Raw genomic sequence first — 17,546 nt, 5'->3', positions numbered from 1 at the left:
GGAAGAAACAAGGAGTGATCATGAACAAGAATGTTGTCGTGCAAAATATCGAGCGTGTTAACCCTGAGATCATTCAGGGGTTAGCGGAGTGCGGTGTCGCAACAGTACATGAAGCGCAAGGTCGTCGTGGTCTGCTTGCTGATTACATGCGACCAATTTATTCCGGTGAGTCAGTCGCTGGCTCGGCGCTGACTATTTCAGGTGCTGCAGGCGACAACTGGATGATGCATGTTGCTATTGAGCAAGCTCGCGAAGGTGACATGTTGGTATTCGCACCAACGTCACCGTCTAACTTTGGCTTCTTTGGTGATCTGCTGGCAACGTCGGCTCAGGCTCGTGGAGTGGTGGGATTGATCATTGAAGGTGGGGTGCGTGATACCCGCGATCTTAAAACGATGAATTTCCCGGTGTGGTCAAAACATGTTTTCAGCCAAGGCACAATAAAAGAAACCCTAGGCTCAGTGAACGTACCGATGGTTTGTGCTGATGAGCTGATTAATCCTGGTGACGTGATTGTTGCTGATGATGATGGTGTGTGTGTTGTTCGCCGCGAAGAAGCCGATCAAGTACTTGCTGAGTCTCGTGCCCGCATGGTGCGTGAAGAGGAGAAGCGCGTTCGATTGGCGAACGGAGAGCTCGGGCTTGATATCTATAATATGCGTGGGCGTTTGGCGGAAAAAGGACTGAAATATGTCTAATGAAACGCCTTTATCTGCACCGTGTATGTGGATGCGGGGCGGGACATCTAAAGGGGCTTATTTCTTGAAAGAGGATTTGCCACAAGATCTGCCATCACGTGATGCGTTTCTGCTCAGTGTGATGGGTTCACCCGATCCTCGTCAGATTGACGGCATGGGGGGAGGTGACCCCCTGACATCTAAAGTGGCAGTGATCGAGCCGTCATCACGTCACGATATTGATGTTGATTACCTGTTTTTGCAGGTCTTTGTTGATGAAGCCATTGTGAGTGATGGGCAAAACTGCGGCAACATTCTTGCGGGTGTCGGTGCGTTTGCCATCGAACGTGGCTTGGTTGCTGCCGAGAATGGTGAAACGACAGTCACTGTCTATATGGAAAATACGGGCCAGGTTGCTTCTTGCGTGATCCAAACGCCGAACGGGATTGTGTCATACCGAGGCGAAGCGTCAATTGATGGCGTTGAAGGCACAGCAAGTCCCGTAGCGGTGACATTTAAAGACACCGCGGGCTCGAGCTGTGGTGCCTTACTACCAACGGGCCGGGAGTTTGACAATATCGATGGTGTCCCCGTTACCTTAATTGATAATGGCATGCCTGTTGTTGTACTCAGAGCAGAAGATATGGGGATCTCCGGAACAGAATCTCGTGCTGAACTTGAAGAGAACCCCCTATTGCGTGAAAAGCTTGAAAGTATTCGCTTACAAGCTGGGCCAATGATGAACCTTGGCGATGTTACTGAACGTTCAGTGCCTAAGATGACCATGGTAAGTGCACCGCTCCAGGGAGGCGCGATTGCGACTCGCACGTTCATCCCACATCGTTGCCATGCGTCAATTGGTGTACTCGGCGCTGTTAGCGTCGCAACAGCCTGTATGTTGCCTGAGTCTCCCGCTTTTGGTCTGGCAAGCATCCCAGAGGATCAGGTTAAATCATTAGCTATTGAGCATCCTATCGGTAACCTGACGGTAATACTGACTACAGATCACAATAACAACGTCGAAAACTCAGCGATTTTACGAACGACGCGTAAGTTATACGACGGTGTCGTGTTTGGTCACTAACGGAAGAGAAATAACAAGGAATAAACATGGACGCAGATTATTTACCTTTTCATGGTAACCCTACAAAACCTGATTTTAAGGTGCCTGCTGGTGCCGTTGATGCGCATTGTCATGTGTTTGGCCCTGCTGCATTGTTCCCTTATTCGCCGAAACGAAAATATACGCCGTGTGATGCGTCAAAATCTCAGTTATTTGCTCTGCGTGATCATTTAGGTTTTAGCCGAAATGTGATTGTGCAGGCATCGTGTCATGGTACAGATAACGCAGCGTTGCTTGATGCGCTAGACAGCGCAGGTGAGCTGGCACGTGGTGTTGCTGTGGTATCGGAAGACATTACTGAGGATGAACTGCAAGATATGCATGCACGTGGTGTACGAGCGGTTCGCTTTAATTTTGTAAAGCGCTTAGTTGATACTACGCCGAAAGAAGTCTTTAAGAGTATCGCCAATAAAATTCGCCCGCTCGGTTGGCATGTTGTGGTGTATTTTGAAGCGCCCGATCTAGAAGATATTGCCCCGTTCTTATTAGAGCTGGATATGACCATTGTGGTTGATCATATGGGACGCCCCGATGTTGCAAAAGGGGTTGATCACCCTGACTTCCAGCGCTTTGTTTCGTTGCTAGCAGACAACCCGAATATCTGGACTAAAGTTAGCTGCCCAGAGCGACTGACAAATACCGCACCGGATTACAGTGATGTCGTGCCTTTTGCTAAGTACTTGGTTGAACGTTTCCCTAGCAGAGTGCTGTGGGGGACTGATTGGCCACACCCGAACATGAAATCTCATGTACCGGATGACGGTAAGCTGGTGGATGTAATTCCGCTGATTGCGCCAACGACTGAGAGCCAGCAAGCATTGTTAATCAATAATCCGATGAAATTATATTGGTCAGAATAGGGATCCTGGAATGTCATATTTAAATAACTCGACCCCAATTTCGGGGACAACAATGTTTGACAGCAAGATGGCAATGAAAGGCTATGGCCTGAACAAAATGTGTTATTCGCTAAACGATGAATCAGGGCGTCAGGCATTTACAGAAGATGAAGTGGCATATTGCGATAAGTTTGGCTTAACGGATGAGCAAAAAACCGCAATACGTGATCGTGATGTGCTCAAGCTGCTTGAAGAGGGTGGCAGTATTTATTATCTCGCTAAGTTTGTCGGTATGTTAGGGATGAATATGCAAGATATTGGTGCGCTTCAAACAGGGATGTCTGTTGAAGAGTTCAAACAAAAATTAGTTAAGGCAGGAGAATAAGCGGATGGCGAAGGTTATTGGTGGTATCACAACATCTCATATTCCCTTGATTGGCAAAGCCATTGAGCAAGGCATTCAGCAGACGCCTTATTGGAAAACCTTTTTTGATGCATATCCTCCTATCCATAAATGGTTAGAGGAAGAGAAACCCGATGTCGCGATTGTTTTTTATAACGACCATGGGCTGGAATTTTTCATTGATAAGAAACCCACGTTTGCGATTGGTGCGGCAGCGCAATACCATAATGCTGACGAAGGGTGGGGGATAAAACCGATCCCGCCGATCAATGGCGATCAGGAGCTATCTTGGCATATCTGTAATGAGCTCGTTGATAAAGAGTTCGATATTACAATCTGCCAAGAAATGCGGGTCGATCACGGCTTAACGGTGCCGATGCAGCTGATGTGGCCGGGAAATCAGTACGATCATATGAAGGTGATCCCTGTATGTATCAATGTTGAACAGCACCCAATGCCGTCTCCGAAGCGCTGCTTCGATCTGGGTAAAGTAATTGGCGAGGCGGTTGAATCTTACGATAAAGATCTCAAGGTTGTGGTGTTGGGTACCGGTGGTATGTCACACCAACTTGATGGTGAGCGTGCCGGTTTTATTAATAAAGAATTCGACTTGTACTGCATGGATAAAATCATTAGTGAACCAGAGGCACTTACTGCATTGACCATCCGTGATTTAATCGAAGAAGCGGGGGCGCAAGGACCTGAGTTGATCATGTGGCTAGGCATGCGTGGCGTACTTAGCGGTGAGCTTAATGTTCTACACAGCAATTACCATATCCCTATTTCCAATACCGGAGCGGGTACCATGTTGATAGAAAATAAAGCGTAAGATGTTATCTATCGGCTGAATCAGTGGTGCTAAAAGGTATTGATTAGGCAAAAGGTGCAGATATCGTTTGAACTCTAACCACTTAGCGTTTTAGGGGCTTTACAACTTTTCTGTATCCCCGTATTATTTGCCGCACAACGGAGAGATGGCTGAGTGGCCGAAAGCACCTGACTTGAAATCAGGCGAGGGGCGACCCTCCTAGGGTTCAAATCCCTATCTCTCCGCCACATTAGAAGAAGCCGCTGATTTATCAGCGGCTTTTTTGCATCTAGGGTATATAGAACCCAAGGTTCAGCCGAGCAAAGCGAGACAACGTTACTAGCCGAAGGCGTTTTGAAGTAACGGCCCGTAGGGCGAAGTAAATCCGTAATACCCTCGTAGCACTCCGGCACATTCAGAAAGCCTCGACAGAAATATCGAGGCTTTCGTCGCTGTGGGGCTTTTAGGCACTTAAATTACTTTTCAGGCCATAGGTAAACTTGCACATTTTGTGGGTCGCTTTGAGCTGGGCTTTTGTAAAGTGTGCGAAGCACAGATTTGGCACGATCACCAAAGGTCTCGCCATCATCACCAAACCCTGGCCAGTGTCCATCTCCGCCATCAACGTTTTTCATAAAGCCAAGGTAATGTGCAGTTTCGTGTAATACGATTCCTTTATCAAACCAACATTGGCCAGACTTGTCACCGAGGTTAATCCAATTAAAGCCTTTTTGGCCGTTGAAGTAGTTGTTTTCATCTACAATCAGGTTGGCACCGGTAGACATGTTTGGTCCGCCCGACACCGTACCGCAGGTTTGTTGGTTATCATACACTTTGATAGTTGTGCCTACCGAGAAGATAACGCCACCTTCACCTGCAATAGATGAGTAGTCGATATCGTGTTTCCATGGGTTTTCTACACTGGTATCAATATCGGTATAGCCCATGAATTTAAACGCCCCAGGCGCTTCCATAACCACTTCCAGCTCGGCAATTGCAGATTTGATTAACTGCTGGTTGGCGTCTGTCATTTTATCTGAGTTATTGAAGTAGTAGTGAATTGGGTCTTCTTCTGTGGCGTGAAAGCGCATGGTTAACCCTTCAGTTGATGGGAGGCCATAGTTTTCTGCACAAAGAGAAGACCAAGATGTGTTGTCAGCTAGTTGGCCACCACGACAGTACCAGAGGTTATTCTTATCTATCAGATCTTGATCAACAATGTCGCTGAGTGGGTAGATGTTACCAGCATAGGATTCAACAAAGGTTTCTTCAGCAAGCTTACTCATGATGGTTCGGACTTGATTTTCCGAAGCGGATTTTGAAGATGAGCCTGAGTCACTCCCGCTACCACCTCCACAACCTGTAAGTGCAATGGCGGCTAATGCAGGAAAAATAATTTTTTTCATTATGTTATTGATTTAATAGGTTAAAATTTTACAAATGCTAACACTAAAGTTCAACTAGTTACATATGAAAACAGCTGAAAGTGGAACGATTGTACAAATTGAAGGCTTATTGGTTTTATTATGAGCGACTGGTGAGGGTGTTGCTTGGGTTTTTCTTGTAATCCTTTGTTTTTAAGGTTGTTTTAGTGTCGATTTTGACTCGAATGAATGGTGTCTATCGCTTGATAAGCTCAACACTACTAATTATGCTGCGAGTTTGCAATTTCCTCACTTACCCACTGCAGTAACTGTTTGATAGCCCGAGACAACACCTGATTTTGCCTTACAATATAGCCAAGGCTGGTGGTTGGGAAATCTGGCAGCGGCGTAATCGTGCTCTTTAGATTGAGTTTAGGGTGAAGCGAGAAGGCTGGCACAATAGCGATTCCAAAACCCGCTTCGGCCCAGTCGATTTGTGCATCAACACTACCGACTTCCATTATTCGGTATTTGGGCAGTTTTAGGCTCGGCAGTGCCATGTCGATTAAATCACGGGTTCGGGTATCGTGCCCGAGCAAAATCAATGTGGGCGCTTCACCATTCTCCAGCTCTTTATTCTGCATCGCGTGTTGTTGCCACTGTTCAAGTCCATTGCCTAATGCACACCAACGTACTTGCCTGAGTTCAGTAAAGTGCAGTGGCTGGCTTTCTTTCTGGGCTATCACAAAGCCCAAATCGGCTTTGGCACTTTTAACTAATTCGGCAGCTTGGGTAGAAGTGGTATTAAATAGTGATAGGTCAATACCGGGAAACTCATGCTTAAAAGACTGGAAAGGCTTGATCAATAATAGGCGAGAAATAATATCGCTGGCGGCGATAGATACGGTTCCTTGGCTCATGTCATTGATGGCGTTGAGATCAGCCTGACAAACTTGTAGTTCTTGCAACGAACGTTGTGCACTAAGCAATAAACGCTCCCCTGCATGGGTAAGGCGAAATGGACTTCGCTCGATAAGCTTCACTCGGGTTGTTTGCTCGAGCTGCTTGATATGCAGGCTAACATTCGGTTGGGTCATATGCAGTGCTGCAGCTGTCTTACCAAAATGTTCAAGCCGTGAAAGCGTAACAAAGGTATTGAGCCAATTGAGATCTAGCATACAGAGCCCTCGAAAACAGGAAGTTGATGGTGATAATTGCCGCTACGGCTTAAGTTACTCGGCCTATTTTATCTAATTTTTACCAAATGCCCATATGTAATCCTTATTAAGCTGATAACTATTATTAATTTCTCTTATTTATGGCTGAGGCATAGCATAGAGGCTTCGCTTATAAGGAGAGTTAATTATGTCGTCTATCGTTGTGGTTGGTGCAAACTGGGGTGATGAAGGTAAAGGTCGTATTGTCGATTTTCTGGCTGAGCAGGCATCAGCAAGTATTCGTTTCCAAGGTGGCAATAATGCTGGCCATACCGTGGTCAATGATCTTGGTACATTCAAACTTCACCAGCTACCAAGCGGCGTATTTAACCCAGACTGTATTGCCGTTTTAGGCCCAGGTATGGTGCTCAGCCCAGAGCATCTTTCAACAGAAATTGAAGAAGTGAAAGCTGCAGGCGTTAATGTAAACCTATGCATTTCAGATCGTGCGACTTTATGTCTTCCGCTTCATGCGCTTGAAGATACGCTAGAAGAAGAGCGTTTAGGTGATGGTGCTTATGGCTCAACCCGTCAGGGTATTGCACCGGCTTATGGCGACCGCGTGATGAAAAAAGGTATCTTGGTCGGCTGGTTACAACAACCTGAAGTTTTGCTTGAGCGCATTCAGTTCATGATGGACTGGAAATTACCACAGCTAAAAGCCCTATACCCTTCATTTGAATTCGAGCAAACCGCTGAAGAAATGACTCAGTGGCTGCTAGAGGTTTCTGCGCCTTGGCGTGATTCCATCTGTAATGTCACGCTGCCGCTTAAAGCACTACAAGCCAAAAATGAAAACCTGTTGTTTGAAGCTCAGCTAGGTGCAGGTCGTGACTTGGTTTATGGCGAGTACCCATGGACAACATCATCGAACGTTATTTCTACTTACGCGGGTATTGGTAGTGGCTTGCCAGCGCTACGTCCTGAACGTGTGATCGCGGTTGCTAAAGCATTTAGCTCATCGGTTGGTACAGGCACGCTGGTTACGGCGATGGAAGAGCAAGACGCTTTCCGTGAAGCTTCTAATGAATTTGGTGCAACAACAGGTCGTCCGCGTGACATGGGTTACTTCGATGCGGTTGCAACCCGTAACGGTGTTGAGATCCAAGCGGCGACAGAAATTGCTCTTACTAAGCTAGATTGCTTAAGTGGTATGGCGGATCTGAAAATCTGTGTTGACTATGATGGCGACCACAGCGAAAACCCAATTTGGCCACAAACGGCTTCATTGGCACCGGTTTACGAGCAAATGGACGCGTGGAGTGAAGACATTACAGGTTGTCGTCAGTTTGAAGAGTTACCAAAAGCAGCCCAAGCTTATGTATTGCGCATTGAAGAATTAATGGGTGTTCCCGTGAAAATGGTATCGGTAGGTCCTGGTCGCGAACAGATGATCATGCGATAAAAGCGCATTTGCTTTAAAATGCATTGATGGAATATAAAGCCAGCAGATCCTTCTGCTGGCTTTTTTACGCTTACGGGCTTAACGAATTAACAGCAAGGCCGCTTCACTGTCAGCCATGATTTTCGTGGTGTTACTACCGACGAAAAACTGTCGCCACTGTGAATGACCGTAAGCACCCATCACAATCAGTTCTATCTGTTTTTGCTGTTGGTAATTAAGCAATGCAGAGTGAACCTCGCCTTGCAATACTTGCTCGATAACGTCAATTCCAGCAGCTTGTAGTTTCTGGCTTGCTTGGACAAAACCTTCTGAGGCATGTTTGTCGACTGTTACTAGGTGACAGGTCATGCCTTTTAACAGTGGTGTTCTGATTGCCTTTTCAATTAGCTTTTGGCCAATTGCACTGCCATCATAGGCCAGCAGGTACTCTGCCGGAACGGTAAAGCAATTGGTTGCGACTAAGATATGCGCTTGAACCGAGCGAACAACACTCTCAAGCTGAGACCCAATCGTATGCTGCATGTTCTGGTGTTCGCTGCCAGATTTACCAATCACCAATAAACGCAGCTCGTCTGCTAATTCATCCAAGGTGCTGAGTAAGGAACCATGTAGCAACAATCGTTGCGGATCAAATAAGCCAAGTTGTAACGCTTTTTTCTGTGCATCTTCAAGCAACAGTTTTCCGTGCTTAACGGCCAGTTTATTACGTTGTTCATCAAGTATGACTAACTGGTTCAGCAGTTGCTCTCGGCTACCCAGTCCAATCTGGCCTGATAATTCACTCGAAGTTGCCTGATCTGGTTGATCGATAACATGTAAAAATGCCAGCGGGGCGTTAAGAGATTGCGCGGCCCAGCAAGCGGTATCTTCGACGGCAGATGAAAGGGAAGAGCCATCAAGACATGCAATAATTTTCGTCATCATATTTCCTTTAATGCCCTGTTAGCATTTTTTCTACGGCTTCAGGTTTATCATGGATTGCGAATTTGTCCACGATGGTTGATGTTGCCTGATTCATTCCTATTATTTCGACATCTGTGCCTTCCCTGCGGAACTTGATCACAACTTTGTCCAGCGCAGAAACGGCGGTGATATCCCAGAAGTGGGCTTGAGATAGATCGATAGTTACCTTATCGATCACTTCTTTAAAATCAAATGATTGACTGAATTTATCAGATGAGGCAAAGAAGATTTGGCCGACAACATCATAGCGTCGACAGAGAGTCTTCTCAGAAGGAACGTTGTTTTTGATAATCATGAAACGGCTAATTTTATTGGCAAAGAACAGCGAAGCCAAAAGGACGCCAACAAAAACACCAATGGCCAGATTATGAGTTGTTACAACAACGGCAACAGTGCTTATCATGACGATGTTGGTTGAAGGTGGGTGCTGTTTTAGGTTACGTATTGAATCCCAGGAAAAAGTACCGATTGATACCATGATCATGACTGCCACTAATGCTGCCATTGGGATCAATTTGAGCCATTCACCTAGGAAAACCACCATAACAAGTAGGAATACGCCGGCACATAAACTGGATAACCGACCCCGGCCCCCTGATTTAATGTTGATAATTGACTGACCGATCATGGCACACCCCGCCATTCCACCCATCAGGCCAACACCAATATTGGCAATGCCTTGGCCTTTACACTCTCGGTTTTTATCACTTTCTGTATCAGTAAGATCATCAACAATGGTTGCGGTCATCATAGATTCCAGCAGCCCAACGACAGCCAGTGCAGCGGAATAAGGGAAGATGATCATAAGGGTGTCTAAAGTAAGGGGAACCTCTGGCCACAGAAATATAGGTAGCGTATCGGGTAGCTGCCCCATATCCCCAACGGTTCGCACATCTATACCCAGAGTGATAGCCGCCACCGTAAGCGTGACAATACAGACGAGCGGAGAGGGGATGAGGCTGCCAATTTTGGGTATATATGGGAAGAGGTAAATGATCCCGAGGCCAATAGCGGTCATGGCATAGACGTGCCAGCTAACATTTGTCAGCTCTGGCAATTGAGCCATGAAAATGAGGATGGCCAACGCGTTAACAAAACCTGTAACCACCGATTGGGAAACAAAGCGCATCAAGTTACCAAGGCGAAGGTAGCCCGCGATAATCTGCAGTACGCCCGTTAACAAAGTAGCCGCAAGGAGGTATTCGAGGCCATGCTCTCTGACAAGCGTAACCATTAATAGTGCCATGGCCCCTGTCGCGGCTGAAATCATACCTGGCCTTCCGCCAGTAAACGAAATTATGACGGCCATACAAAATGAAGCATAGAGTCCGATTTTGGGGTCGACACCGGCGATAATTGAGAAAGCGATGGCCTCAGGGATCAAGGCCAATGCGACGACAAGACCAGCTAATACATCCCCACGGACGTTAGCAAGCCACTGCTTTTTAACAGTTTCAATCATTGATAAACTCATTTTTTTGATGCAGAAAACCGACCAGAGACTGGCATGGTTGTTAGCATAGATTAGTGTCCGATTGATTAGATCAATCAGATATATAGGTACGACAGTCTGTTGACTGTTTATTGCGGTATGGTTGAGCGTGCTGCTCGGATGGGGAGCCCTAAGGCGGAGTCAAAGTCACTTGGTTTCTTCGTTAGGAAAAGTTGGTGCAATGCTAACGACTTGAGTAATAAAGTGCAACCAGTTTGGTTTTCTAAAGTTCTTACCTGATAGAAAAGCGAGAGCAAGGCATTGGGACAAAAAAGGCCAGTACCCTACGGTACTGGCCTTTTGCTATAGCGTTTTATGGTGATGGTTTAGATCTCGTCAGCAACAGCCCAAACTGCAGCCAGTACATCTTGACCAAATGCGACGCTACGCTCTGGCGACCAACCGTAGAACTCATCAGGTTGGTTGTTGTGATCCTTAAATGGCATCTCAACAGTGTAAGACAAGCACTTGAACTGCTCGCCCACCCAGCTAGAACCAACGGTTAGGTTCGCTTTGCCCGGTTCACTTTTGTCGTAGCCATGCTCGTCCTGAAACTCAGGGGTAATCGTCAGCAGTGCTTGTTTGAAGGCATTTTCCAGTGACTCAAGACGCTTGTCGTAAGATGGGATCCCTTCGCTACCAGCCACAAAATTGAATGGAATTGCTTCATCGCCATGGATATCAAGGAACATATCGACGCCAGTTGCTAGCATGCGTTCACGAACAAGGAAGACTTCCGGGCTTTTTTCCATCGATGGCGTCTGCCATTCACGGTTAAGGTTTACACCAATCGCATTGGTGCGTAGGTGACCTCGAATACTGCCATCTGGGTTCATGTTTGGCACAATATTGAATACGGCCTTATCAAGCAGCGCACGACCAACGGTATCGGTTTCATCAAGTAAGCGTTGCAGTAAGCCTTCGATGAACCATTCAGCCATGGTTTCACCAGGGTGCTGACGGCCGATGATCCAGATGTTTTTCTTTCCTTCTGCAGGCTCACCAATGGTTAGCAAGCTCATGTCATTGCCATCTAGGGTTTGACCCAGCGTTTCAAGCTGGCAGTTGAAGTGCATCTGAGCTTGGTGAAGCAGATCTTGATGGCGATCGTAGGTATAAGGGGCAAAGTAGGCAAAGTACATCGAGCCATACTCTGGGATAACGTTGAAGGTTAGGGTATCACCGTCAAACTCGGCTGGAATACGGAACCATTCTTCACGATCATACGATGCGACGACATCATAGCCTTGCCAACCTTCTGGGTAAGCGGACTTGGCTAGGTCGTTAATTTGGATTTTATGTTGAACCTGAGGTTGGCTTTCCAAACGGAAATGGAACCACTGGGCGATATCAGATTGATTATCGGCAGGGATCGTTAGCTGGATATCCTCAGGCGTTTCTGCCTTTACTACATGAATGTTGCCGCTTTCGAAGTTGCTGAAAATTTTCATTGTTATCGTTATCTGTTTGTATGAGAAGAAAGAGATTAGCATAACTATAGTTGCTAGCGAAAAAGAGACTGTTACAGAAGGTTTAATATTTGTGATGAATTACCAGTGGCACTCTGATGCGAAAGCTATTTAAAATGTAGCGCTCAGGCTGAAATGAGCCGTAGAGAAAGTTTTGTCGTATAAACAAATAAGAAGGAATTATCATGGCGTTTCATTATCTGGCTCGTGGGGTTATTCACACGAATGGTCATGTATTGCTTGTGCGTGCGATTGGTGACGAGATTACATTTTTACCCGGTGGCCATATTGAATTTGCCGAGCCGGCGCAGGTCGCTTTAGAGCGAGAGCTTATGGAAGAGGCTTCGATTGTTGGGAAAGCAGGACGTTTTATTGGCGCTGCAGAGAACGAATGGTTTGAAGGTGATGAGCGCCAAGCAGAAATTAACTTGTTGTTTGAGGTCGATACTCAGCTATCAAATACAAAAGCCGTAGTCTCAAATGAAGCACATTTAGAGTTCTTTTGGGTTCCATGTGAAGATATTGAAAAGTGGAATTTATACCCAACAGCTCTTCGTTCATTGGTTAAACAGTTTTCTGCTGTTGACTTAGCGTTGCAACCAGAGCCCGCATTCTGGGGTTCTGGCATAGCAACGAAATAGCCCTATACCGGCCTTATTTGTGTTGGTTATGGCTGTATTTAAGCCCCAAATGCTGTGTACACTTTTGTTATAAATAGATCTTTTTGTTTCATATTAATGAGTGGTTTGAACGTCGTCACAGCAAAAGGGAGCTCGGCAATACCACTTTTTTGCCCTATTGGAATAAGCGCGATTAACGGGTTGCGTTTATATCCTTTTACCTTTTTGTTCTTTAATTTTTTTACTATCGACTTTGCAACGTCAACACCAAGGTTTTTCAATTGGTCGAGTGTGACTCTGCGTGTTTTATCTTTAAAGCCATCTAATAGCGCGCCGGTGTTATGAGCTAACACGGTTTTCTTTTCAGGAAATGCGTAGGCAATTTCGCCTGCCAGTTCAACACCAACGACACCGCCACCGATAATCAGTATTTTGCCCGCGGATTTAAGCTCGTCATGGTACTCAAGCATTTCACCATTAAATACGTGGTATCGAACTGCCTAGTTGTCGGATATTTTTACACTCTTGAAATCACAGCTTTGTAAGTGACTGATATATATTGATTGGATTATTGGCATTTATATTGCTTGTTCATTAGGAATTATAATATGAGCGAGTGATTGCTTTTATGAATAGTTTAATCCGTCTTCTAGCTGTCTCTCTGATTTTATTTAGTGGAGCAGTATCATCTACCGTTATTCGCAATGTTGATGGCACAGGGCAACTTCTCGGGGCCTCTAACGTTGATGTTGGCGGGGTTCTGTATGATGTGGAGTTTGTTGCCGGGACTTGCACAGATTTATTTAATGGGTGCGATGAGCTATCGGACTTTGCTTTTAACACACTCCCGTCGGCTCAACTTGCGGTTAGTGCGCTTATGGATACAGTGCTTATAGATACGGTGGATGGGCTGTTCGATAGTGATCCTTCGTTGACGAACGGTTGCTCTGCTATACCTGTTTGTTTCATTTTAACGCCTTACGAATTTATCAATATTGCCACAATAAAGATTGTTGGAGTCAGAAACGCTCTGTCTGAGCCTAGTGATAGTCATACCGTAGGCGGGAACGCAATTGGTAAAAATGAAAATTTTGCAGCGCACCCATTTTTCAACTACGCTCGCTGGTCTCCGTCTGAGGTGTCTGATGTGCCTGAGCCTAGCACGCTTATTATATTTTGCTTGGGCTTAATTGGTCTTGCTCGTAAGTACGCTGGTAATTTGGCAAGACCTGTCGTTTGAGTTAACTGAGTAAGGTTGCGTCTATTAGTCTTGTGATTTTATTGGTAGATAACCCGTCAGGGTTATCAATCTGTCCATTTTAAATCATCGACCACAACTATTGATGACGACCTTTTCTTTGTCTAGTCGAGTTGGTTTTTCACGCTGTGTCTCGCCACGCCCAGTCGCAACATTTCTTCCGTGACTTTCCTTTTTTCCCATCAGCCGCAATCGCATACCGCTGTTTGTGATGCCAATGCAGCTCACCAGCATCCTGTCGCCACTTTGCTCAATCAGCGCATGGCAGCCATTGTGCGGGTTTCGCCCTCGTTCCAGCACCAGCACATCCCCTTTGACCAAATGCAATGGCTCGTAATTACGCAGAGTAGCAAAGGTAACTTCGAAGTAGTCTATTTTCATCTTCAATTACCTGACTCGTTACATCCAATATTATTCAATACGGCAAAATTAACGTGTTCTATAACGCCAAACAATATTGTCTTTCCAATTACCGATGTAGAGTTAGTTTTGTGTGCCTACAAAGATTACATCGAACTTATGGGAGTGCCGACTGAAAAGGGGTTATCCCAACATCGATTTATTGCTATGAAGGAAAGACCGCCTCACTTGCTATGGAATGAGTGGATTCACAACAATATTCCCGAGAAAATATTGTATTCCAATGCTCAAGCCTACAAATCGCAGTCAGGGCATTGGAAGTTGGCTGCGGTATTTGCGCTCTACCAAAAGAGAGTTGAATCCCAACTCGACTAAATACGTTATTAAGTGTACCTTCAAGAAAAATCAAGACTGAAAGGTAGAGACAATGAGTGGAACCAATCGCGCCGATATTCATCCTGGATTAGAGGTTAAAATTGTACTTAAAAAAGATCAGCGTAGCGGTACACTGACTTCTGGTGTGGTGAAAGATCTCTTAACCAAGTCACCGAATCATCCTCATGGCATCAAAGTCCGTTTAGAAAGTGGTGATGTAGGTCGAGTGAAAGTCATAATCTAGCCGCGAAAGGTTTTGCCATCGCCCAAGCATTGTTTTGATTTCTGCGGGGGAGTTGTTACCACTGGCTTAGATTTGTTGCGAAAGTGGGGCTACAGGGTTTCTCGAAGGTAAAAAATCGCGAATATCGTTTGAACTCTAACCACTTAGACTTTTCAATCCTTTACAACTTTCCAGTATCACTCTATTATTCGCCGCACAACGGAGAGATGGCTGAGTGGCCGAAAGCACCTGACTTGAAATCAGGCGAGGGGCGACCCTCCTAGGGTTCAAATCCCTATCTCTCCGCCACATTCAGAAAGCCCAGCAGAAATGCTGGGCTTTCGTCGTTTTAGTGGCAGTGAAAGGGATTTGAAAATCCTGCTATACCAAAAATCGCTCCGCCACATTTAGATAGCATTGACAGAAATGTCGAGGCTTTCGTCGTTTTAGACGCCATGAAAGCGATTTTAATTCCGCAGTACCAAACCAGCACCGCCACACTCAGAAAGTAAGCATAACGATAAAGAATGACCATACGTATGAAAATACAGACAACAATAACACTGTTAATGACAATCATTTACATTCTGAAAGGCAAGATAATATTCGTAAATTGAAAACTCGAGTACTATTTTGATGAATTCTTCAATAAGTAGGAACTTTGTCTATGTGCTGTAATAAAATCAATGAATCTAGAAGAAATATTTTAAAAGGTTCGATCGCGAGTGCTGGCTTTGTTGCATTGGGTGGTACTGCTGGTTTACTTGCACCATCAGTAAGTTATGCAGCATCTCTTAGTCAGGCAGACCGAGATGCAATGACAACAGATGACGTACTTTCTTTTCTAAAAGAAGGGAACAACCGATTTATTAATGACAAAGCCCTGAAGCATGATTATAAAGCTCAAAAGCTCGCCAGCCAGCATGGACAATATCCAGCCGCGGTAATATTGAGCTGCATAGATTCTCGTGCCCCAGCAGAAATTATTCTCGATGCGGGGATTGGTGATGTATTCAATAGCCGTGTAGCAGGAAATATCGCTAATAGCGATATTCTAGGAAGCATGGAATTTGCTTGTGCTGTTGCTGGAGCAAAAGTGGTGCTTGTACTTGGCCATACGAAATGTGGTGCTGTACAAGGCGCTATCGCAAATGCGGAACTCGAAAATCTAACTGGCTTATTAGATAAGATAAAGCCTGCGATAGCGAAGACAGAGTACGCAGGAGAAAAAAGTGCGGATAACTACGACTTTGTTGATGCTGTAGCAAAAACGAACGTTTTGATGACGGTGGAAAATATTAGAGCAGAAAGTAATACATTACGTGAGCTTGAAGCCGAGGGCAAAATCAAAATCGTAGGGGCGATGTATAACTTATCGAATGGTCACGTAGACTTTATCTCATAATTTACGCTTTGCTATAGTACCTGAAGGTGCGACCAGCCATTCTTATGGTCGCATCTATTTGGCTCTATTATTCATAATTCCTTTTTATCTATCTATCCCCATCCCCCCCATTCTTGTCGATGGTTTGGCACTATACTCTCGCGAAGATTTGAACGATACGCAGGTACCATCTATACACGTTAAAATATCCTTTTTTGGCATTGTTTTTACAAAAATTGAGCTTACAATCTCCTTCTCGTAATTTTTCAAGCCAATTACTATGACTCAAAAACCAGACCGAATTACCGCTATGCAGCAGATCATTGATGCAGTTAAGTTGGAATTTCCTTTGTATCAGGAAGATACGTTTGTCTGCGGGCCGGACAATAGTTGCTTGGGCTGCCCTAAGAAGTTGATGGAACTGGTCGATAGCGATTTGTCGTATTGGCAACATCAAATTGATAGAGGTAACCCACCGACATTTGATGAGTTATATAGCTTTGGTAAGTTGTGTAAAAACGTTCGTCGCGGGTTGGTAAGGAATAAGAGAATTCCTGCTTAAACGGTGTGTTAGTAACGTTTCTTGATACCCGTTGTAGATGAACAGTGATTTCTTTACTTTATAGCGAATAAAGAATGTAATTAGATAAAGTATACTTTTACGAGGTTTAGTTAAAATTCACAAATAGAGTGTTATGACTAATGCCATTAAGCCTTAAATCCATTCTATTTGTGAATATATTAACGCAGTTATTTAAATGGAATTATCCATGTGTGAAACTAATCTTCCACTAAGGGAATAATAATGTTTAGTTTGAATCGGTGTTTAAGCTAAATAATTAGAACTGATGATTAAACTCTATTCTTAAATCAGTGTTATTAACTACCTCCCCCCAATTAACAAAAGCTCGTACGGTTTGCCTGTCGTTTAATTGATAATTTGTTGCTGCCTCATGCGCCCAACCAAAACTGTTACTATAATCTCCACCACCAAGTTGTGTGGTCCACATAGGATTATAGTTTAGCCAAATATTATCCGAGAGAGTGATTCTGCTATACATACCAAGTACACCAAAGGATGCAGGGAAGTCATAGCCCCGTTCAGTTTCAGCTACAGTCAAACCAATACCTGCTAACGGGTAGAGCTGAACCGCGCTAAGAGCGGGCAATGCTTGAATGAAAGAATATGACCCTGTACCGACGTTCGCGTTAAAATCCCAGTTTAAATCAACTTGGCTCCCGAGACCGGTATCGGTGTTTATACCGAAATTACGAAAACGTATACCGTCAACGGAGTTACTACCATCGAGACCCAAGCTATCGGCCCCAAAGCCTTTAACCTCGATTATGTTCATTGCGCGAGTATTATCGCGGCCCGTGTCGTAAGCTTTGCCAATTTTTAGATTTAACCCTTTGTCAGTGACACCGATCCCGGCTTGTGTATAAACAGCCAAAGGATCGGACATGTCTTGTATTTGCTCGGGTTCTGCCGCTATGGCTTGTGTGAAAGGAATCAGTGAAAGAACTAAGATTTTTTTCATTATAAAACCTATGGATATAAAAATA

19 protein-coding genes and 2 tRNA genes are annotated in these 17,546 nt (G+C 44.9%); 13 read left to right on the top strand and 8 right to left on the bottom strand.

Annotated elements, in window-relative coordinates; translation table 11 throughout:
- The first annotated feature begins 20 nt into the window (after nucleotides 1-20).
- The 6 genes from L4D09_RS04430 (at nucleotide 21) to L4D09_RS04405 (ending at nucleotide 4,098) form a co-directional block, all read left to right on the top strand.
- Nucleotides 21-698 (top strand): 4-carboxy-4-hydroxy-2-oxoadipate aldolase/oxaloacetate decarboxylase, encoded by a 678-nt coding sequence (locus L4D09_RS04430; RefSeq protein WP_428456285.1) that lies wholly within the window; start codon nucleotides 21-23, stop codon nucleotides 696-698.
- On the top strand, nucleotides 691-1,761 hold the full coding sequence (locus L4D09_RS04425) for a 4-oxalomesaconate tautomerase (protein WP_428456284.1): 1,071 nt from the start codon (nucleotides 691-693) through the stop codon (nucleotides 1,759-1,761). The genes L4D09_RS04430 and L4D09_RS04425 overlap by 8 nt, the downstream gene beginning before the upstream one ends.
- A 26-nt stretch (nucleotides 1,762-1,787) precedes the next feature.
- Nucleotides 1,788-2,660, top strand: coding sequence for an amidohydrolase family protein (locus tag L4D09_RS04420; RefSeq protein WP_428456283.1), 873 nt, complete (start codon nucleotides 1,788-1,790; stop codon nucleotides 2,658-2,660).
- Nucleotides 2,661-2,670: 10 nt separating this feature from the next.
- Nucleotides 2,671-3,024 (top strand): protocatechuate 4,5-dioxygenase subunit alpha, encoded by a 354-nt coding sequence (locus tag L4D09_RS04415; RefSeq protein WP_428456282.1) that lies wholly within the window; start codon nucleotides 2,671-2,673, stop codon nucleotides 3,022-3,024.
- 4 nt (nucleotides 3,025-3,028) lie between these two features.
- Nucleotides 3,029-3,871, top strand: a complete 843-nt coding sequence (locus L4D09_RS04410) for a class III extradiol dioxygenase family protein (RefSeq protein WP_428456281.1) — start codon at nucleotides 3,029-3,031, stop codon at nucleotides 3,869-3,871.
- A 139-nt stretch (nucleotides 3,872-4,010) separates the two neighbouring features.
- Nucleotides 4,011-4,098: transfer RNA gene (locus L4D09_RS04405), tRNA-Ser, on the top strand.
- A gap of 228 nt (nucleotides 4,099-4,326) precedes the next feature.
- Here the strand turns inward: L4D09_RS04405 and L4D09_RS04400 are convergent.
- Both L4D09_RS04400 and L4D09_RS04395 read right to left on the bottom strand, forming a co-directional pair.
- A complete protein-coding gene (locus L4D09_RS04400) occupies nucleotides 4,327-5,256 on the bottom strand; it encodes a lipoprotein (RefSeq protein ID WP_428456280.1) in 930 nt (309 codons plus the stop codon).
- Nucleotides 5,257-5,495: 239 nt separating this feature from the next.
- Nucleotides 5,496-6,392, bottom strand: coding sequence for a LysR family transcriptional regulator (locus L4D09_RS04395; RefSeq protein ID WP_428456279.1), 897 nt, complete (start codon nucleotides 6,390-6,392; stop codon nucleotides 5,496-5,498).
- A 187-nt stretch (nucleotides 6,393-6,579) separates the two neighbouring features.
- On the opposite strand from L4D09_RS04395, the gene L4D09_RS04390 reads away from it, so the two are divergent.
- A complete protein-coding gene (locus L4D09_RS04390; RefSeq protein WP_428456278.1) occupies nucleotides 6,580-7,836 on the top strand; it encodes an adenylosuccinate synthase in 1,257 nt (418 codons plus the stop codon).
- A 78-nt stretch (nucleotides 7,837-7,914) separates the two neighbouring features.
- On the opposite strand, the gene L4D09_RS04385 is transcribed toward L4D09_RS04390, so the two are convergent.
- The 3 genes from L4D09_RS04385 to L4D09_RS04375 all read right to left on the bottom strand — a co-directional run bounded on the left by L4D09_RS04385 (nucleotide 7,915) and on the right by L4D09_RS04375 (nucleotide 11,742).
- The gene (locus L4D09_RS04385; protein WP_428456277.1) at nucleotides 7,915-8,757 is read right to left on the bottom strand and encodes a universal stress protein; all 843 of its coding nucleotides are present in this window, start codon (nucleotides 8,755-8,757) and stop codon (nucleotides 7,915-7,917) included.
- 10 nt (nucleotides 8,758-8,767) lie between these two features.
- On the bottom strand, nucleotides 8,768-10,261 hold the full coding sequence (locus L4D09_RS04380; RefSeq protein WP_428456276.1) for a SulP family inorganic anion transporter: 1,494 nt from the start codon (nucleotides 10,259-10,261) through the stop codon (nucleotides 8,768-8,770).
- 356 nt (nucleotides 10,262-10,617) lie between these two features.
- Nucleotides 10,618-11,742, bottom strand: coding sequence for a M14 family metallopeptidase (locus tag L4D09_RS04375; RefSeq protein WP_428456275.1), 1,125 nt, complete (start codon nucleotides 11,740-11,742; stop codon nucleotides 10,618-10,620).
- Between the two features lie 203 nt (nucleotides 11,743-11,945).
- Between L4D09_RS04375 and L4D09_RS04370 the strand changes: the two genes are divergently transcribed.
- Nucleotides 11,946-12,401: an NUDIX domain-containing protein gene (locus tag L4D09_RS04370; protein ID WP_428456274.1), complete on the top strand. Its 456-nt coding sequence runs from the start codon at nucleotides 11,946-11,948 to the stop codon at nucleotides 12,399-12,401.
- 38 nt (nucleotides 12,402-12,439) lie between these two features.
- On the opposite strand, the gene L4D09_RS04365 is transcribed toward L4D09_RS04370, so the two are convergent.
- A complete protein-coding gene (locus L4D09_RS04365; protein WP_428456273.1) occupies nucleotides 12,440-12,850 on the bottom strand; it encodes an FAD-dependent oxidoreductase in 411 nt (136 codons plus the stop codon).
- A 158-nt stretch (nucleotides 12,851-13,008) separates the two neighbouring features.
- Here L4D09_RS04365 and L4D09_RS04360 point away from each other — a divergent pair, with 158 nt between their 5' ends.
- Nucleotides 13,009-13,620, top strand: coding sequence for a PEP-CTERM sorting domain-containing protein (locus L4D09_RS04360; RefSeq protein WP_428456272.1), 612 nt, complete (start codon nucleotides 13,009-13,011; stop codon nucleotides 13,618-13,620).
- A gap of 84 nt (nucleotides 13,621-13,704) precedes the next feature.
- Here the strand turns inward: L4D09_RS04360 and L4D09_RS04355 are convergent, their stop codons facing one another.
- Nucleotides 13,705-14,019, bottom strand: coding sequence for a hypothetical protein (locus tag L4D09_RS04355; protein WP_428456271.1), 315 nt, complete (start codon nucleotides 14,017-14,019; stop codon nucleotides 13,705-13,707).
- 406 nt (nucleotides 14,020-14,425) lie between these two features.
- Between L4D09_RS04355 and L4D09_RS04350 the strand changes: the two genes are divergently transcribed.
- From L4D09_RS04350 to L4D09_RS04335, 4 genes are all read left to right on the top strand, one after another.
- Nucleotides 14,426-14,617 (top strand): YwbE family protein, encoded by a 192-nt coding sequence (locus tag L4D09_RS04350; protein ID WP_428456270.1) that lies wholly within the window; start codon nucleotides 14,426-14,428, stop codon nucleotides 14,615-14,617.
- Between the two features lie 200 nt (nucleotides 14,618-14,817).
- Nucleotides 14,818-14,905 (top strand) — tRNA-Ser (locus L4D09_RS04345).
- Between the two features lie 358 nt (nucleotides 14,906-15,263).
- Entirely contained in the window at nucleotides 15,264-16,001 is a 738-nt protein-coding gene (locus tag L4D09_RS04340; RefSeq protein ID WP_428456269.1) for a carbonic anhydrase family protein, read from the top strand.
- 259 nt (nucleotides 16,002-16,260) lie between these two features.
- On the top strand, nucleotides 16,261-16,542 hold the full coding sequence (locus tag L4D09_RS04335; RefSeq protein WP_428456268.1) for a hypothetical protein: 282 nt from the start codon (nucleotides 16,261-16,263) through the stop codon (nucleotides 16,540-16,542).
- 277 nt (nucleotides 16,543-16,819) lie between these two features.
- Here L4D09_RS04335 and L4D09_RS04330 read toward each other — a convergent pair whose 3' ends face one another.
- On the bottom strand, nucleotides 16,820-17,524 hold the full coding sequence (locus L4D09_RS04330; protein ID WP_428456332.1) for a hypothetical protein: 705 nt from the start codon (nucleotides 17,522-17,524) through the stop codon (nucleotides 16,820-16,822).
- Nucleotides 17,525-17,546: the final 22 nt, after the last annotated feature.

Origin of the sequence: Photobacterium makurazakiensis (assembly GCF_050336715.1) — a bacterium.
In the GTDB taxonomy this organism is placed as follows: domain Bacteria; phylum Pseudomonadota; class Gammaproteobacteria; order Enterobacterales; family Vibrionaceae; genus Photobacterium; species Photobacterium makurazakiensis.
Note: the sequence above shows the minus strand (reverse complement) of the source record. Positions and strands in the feature narration are given on the sequence as shown.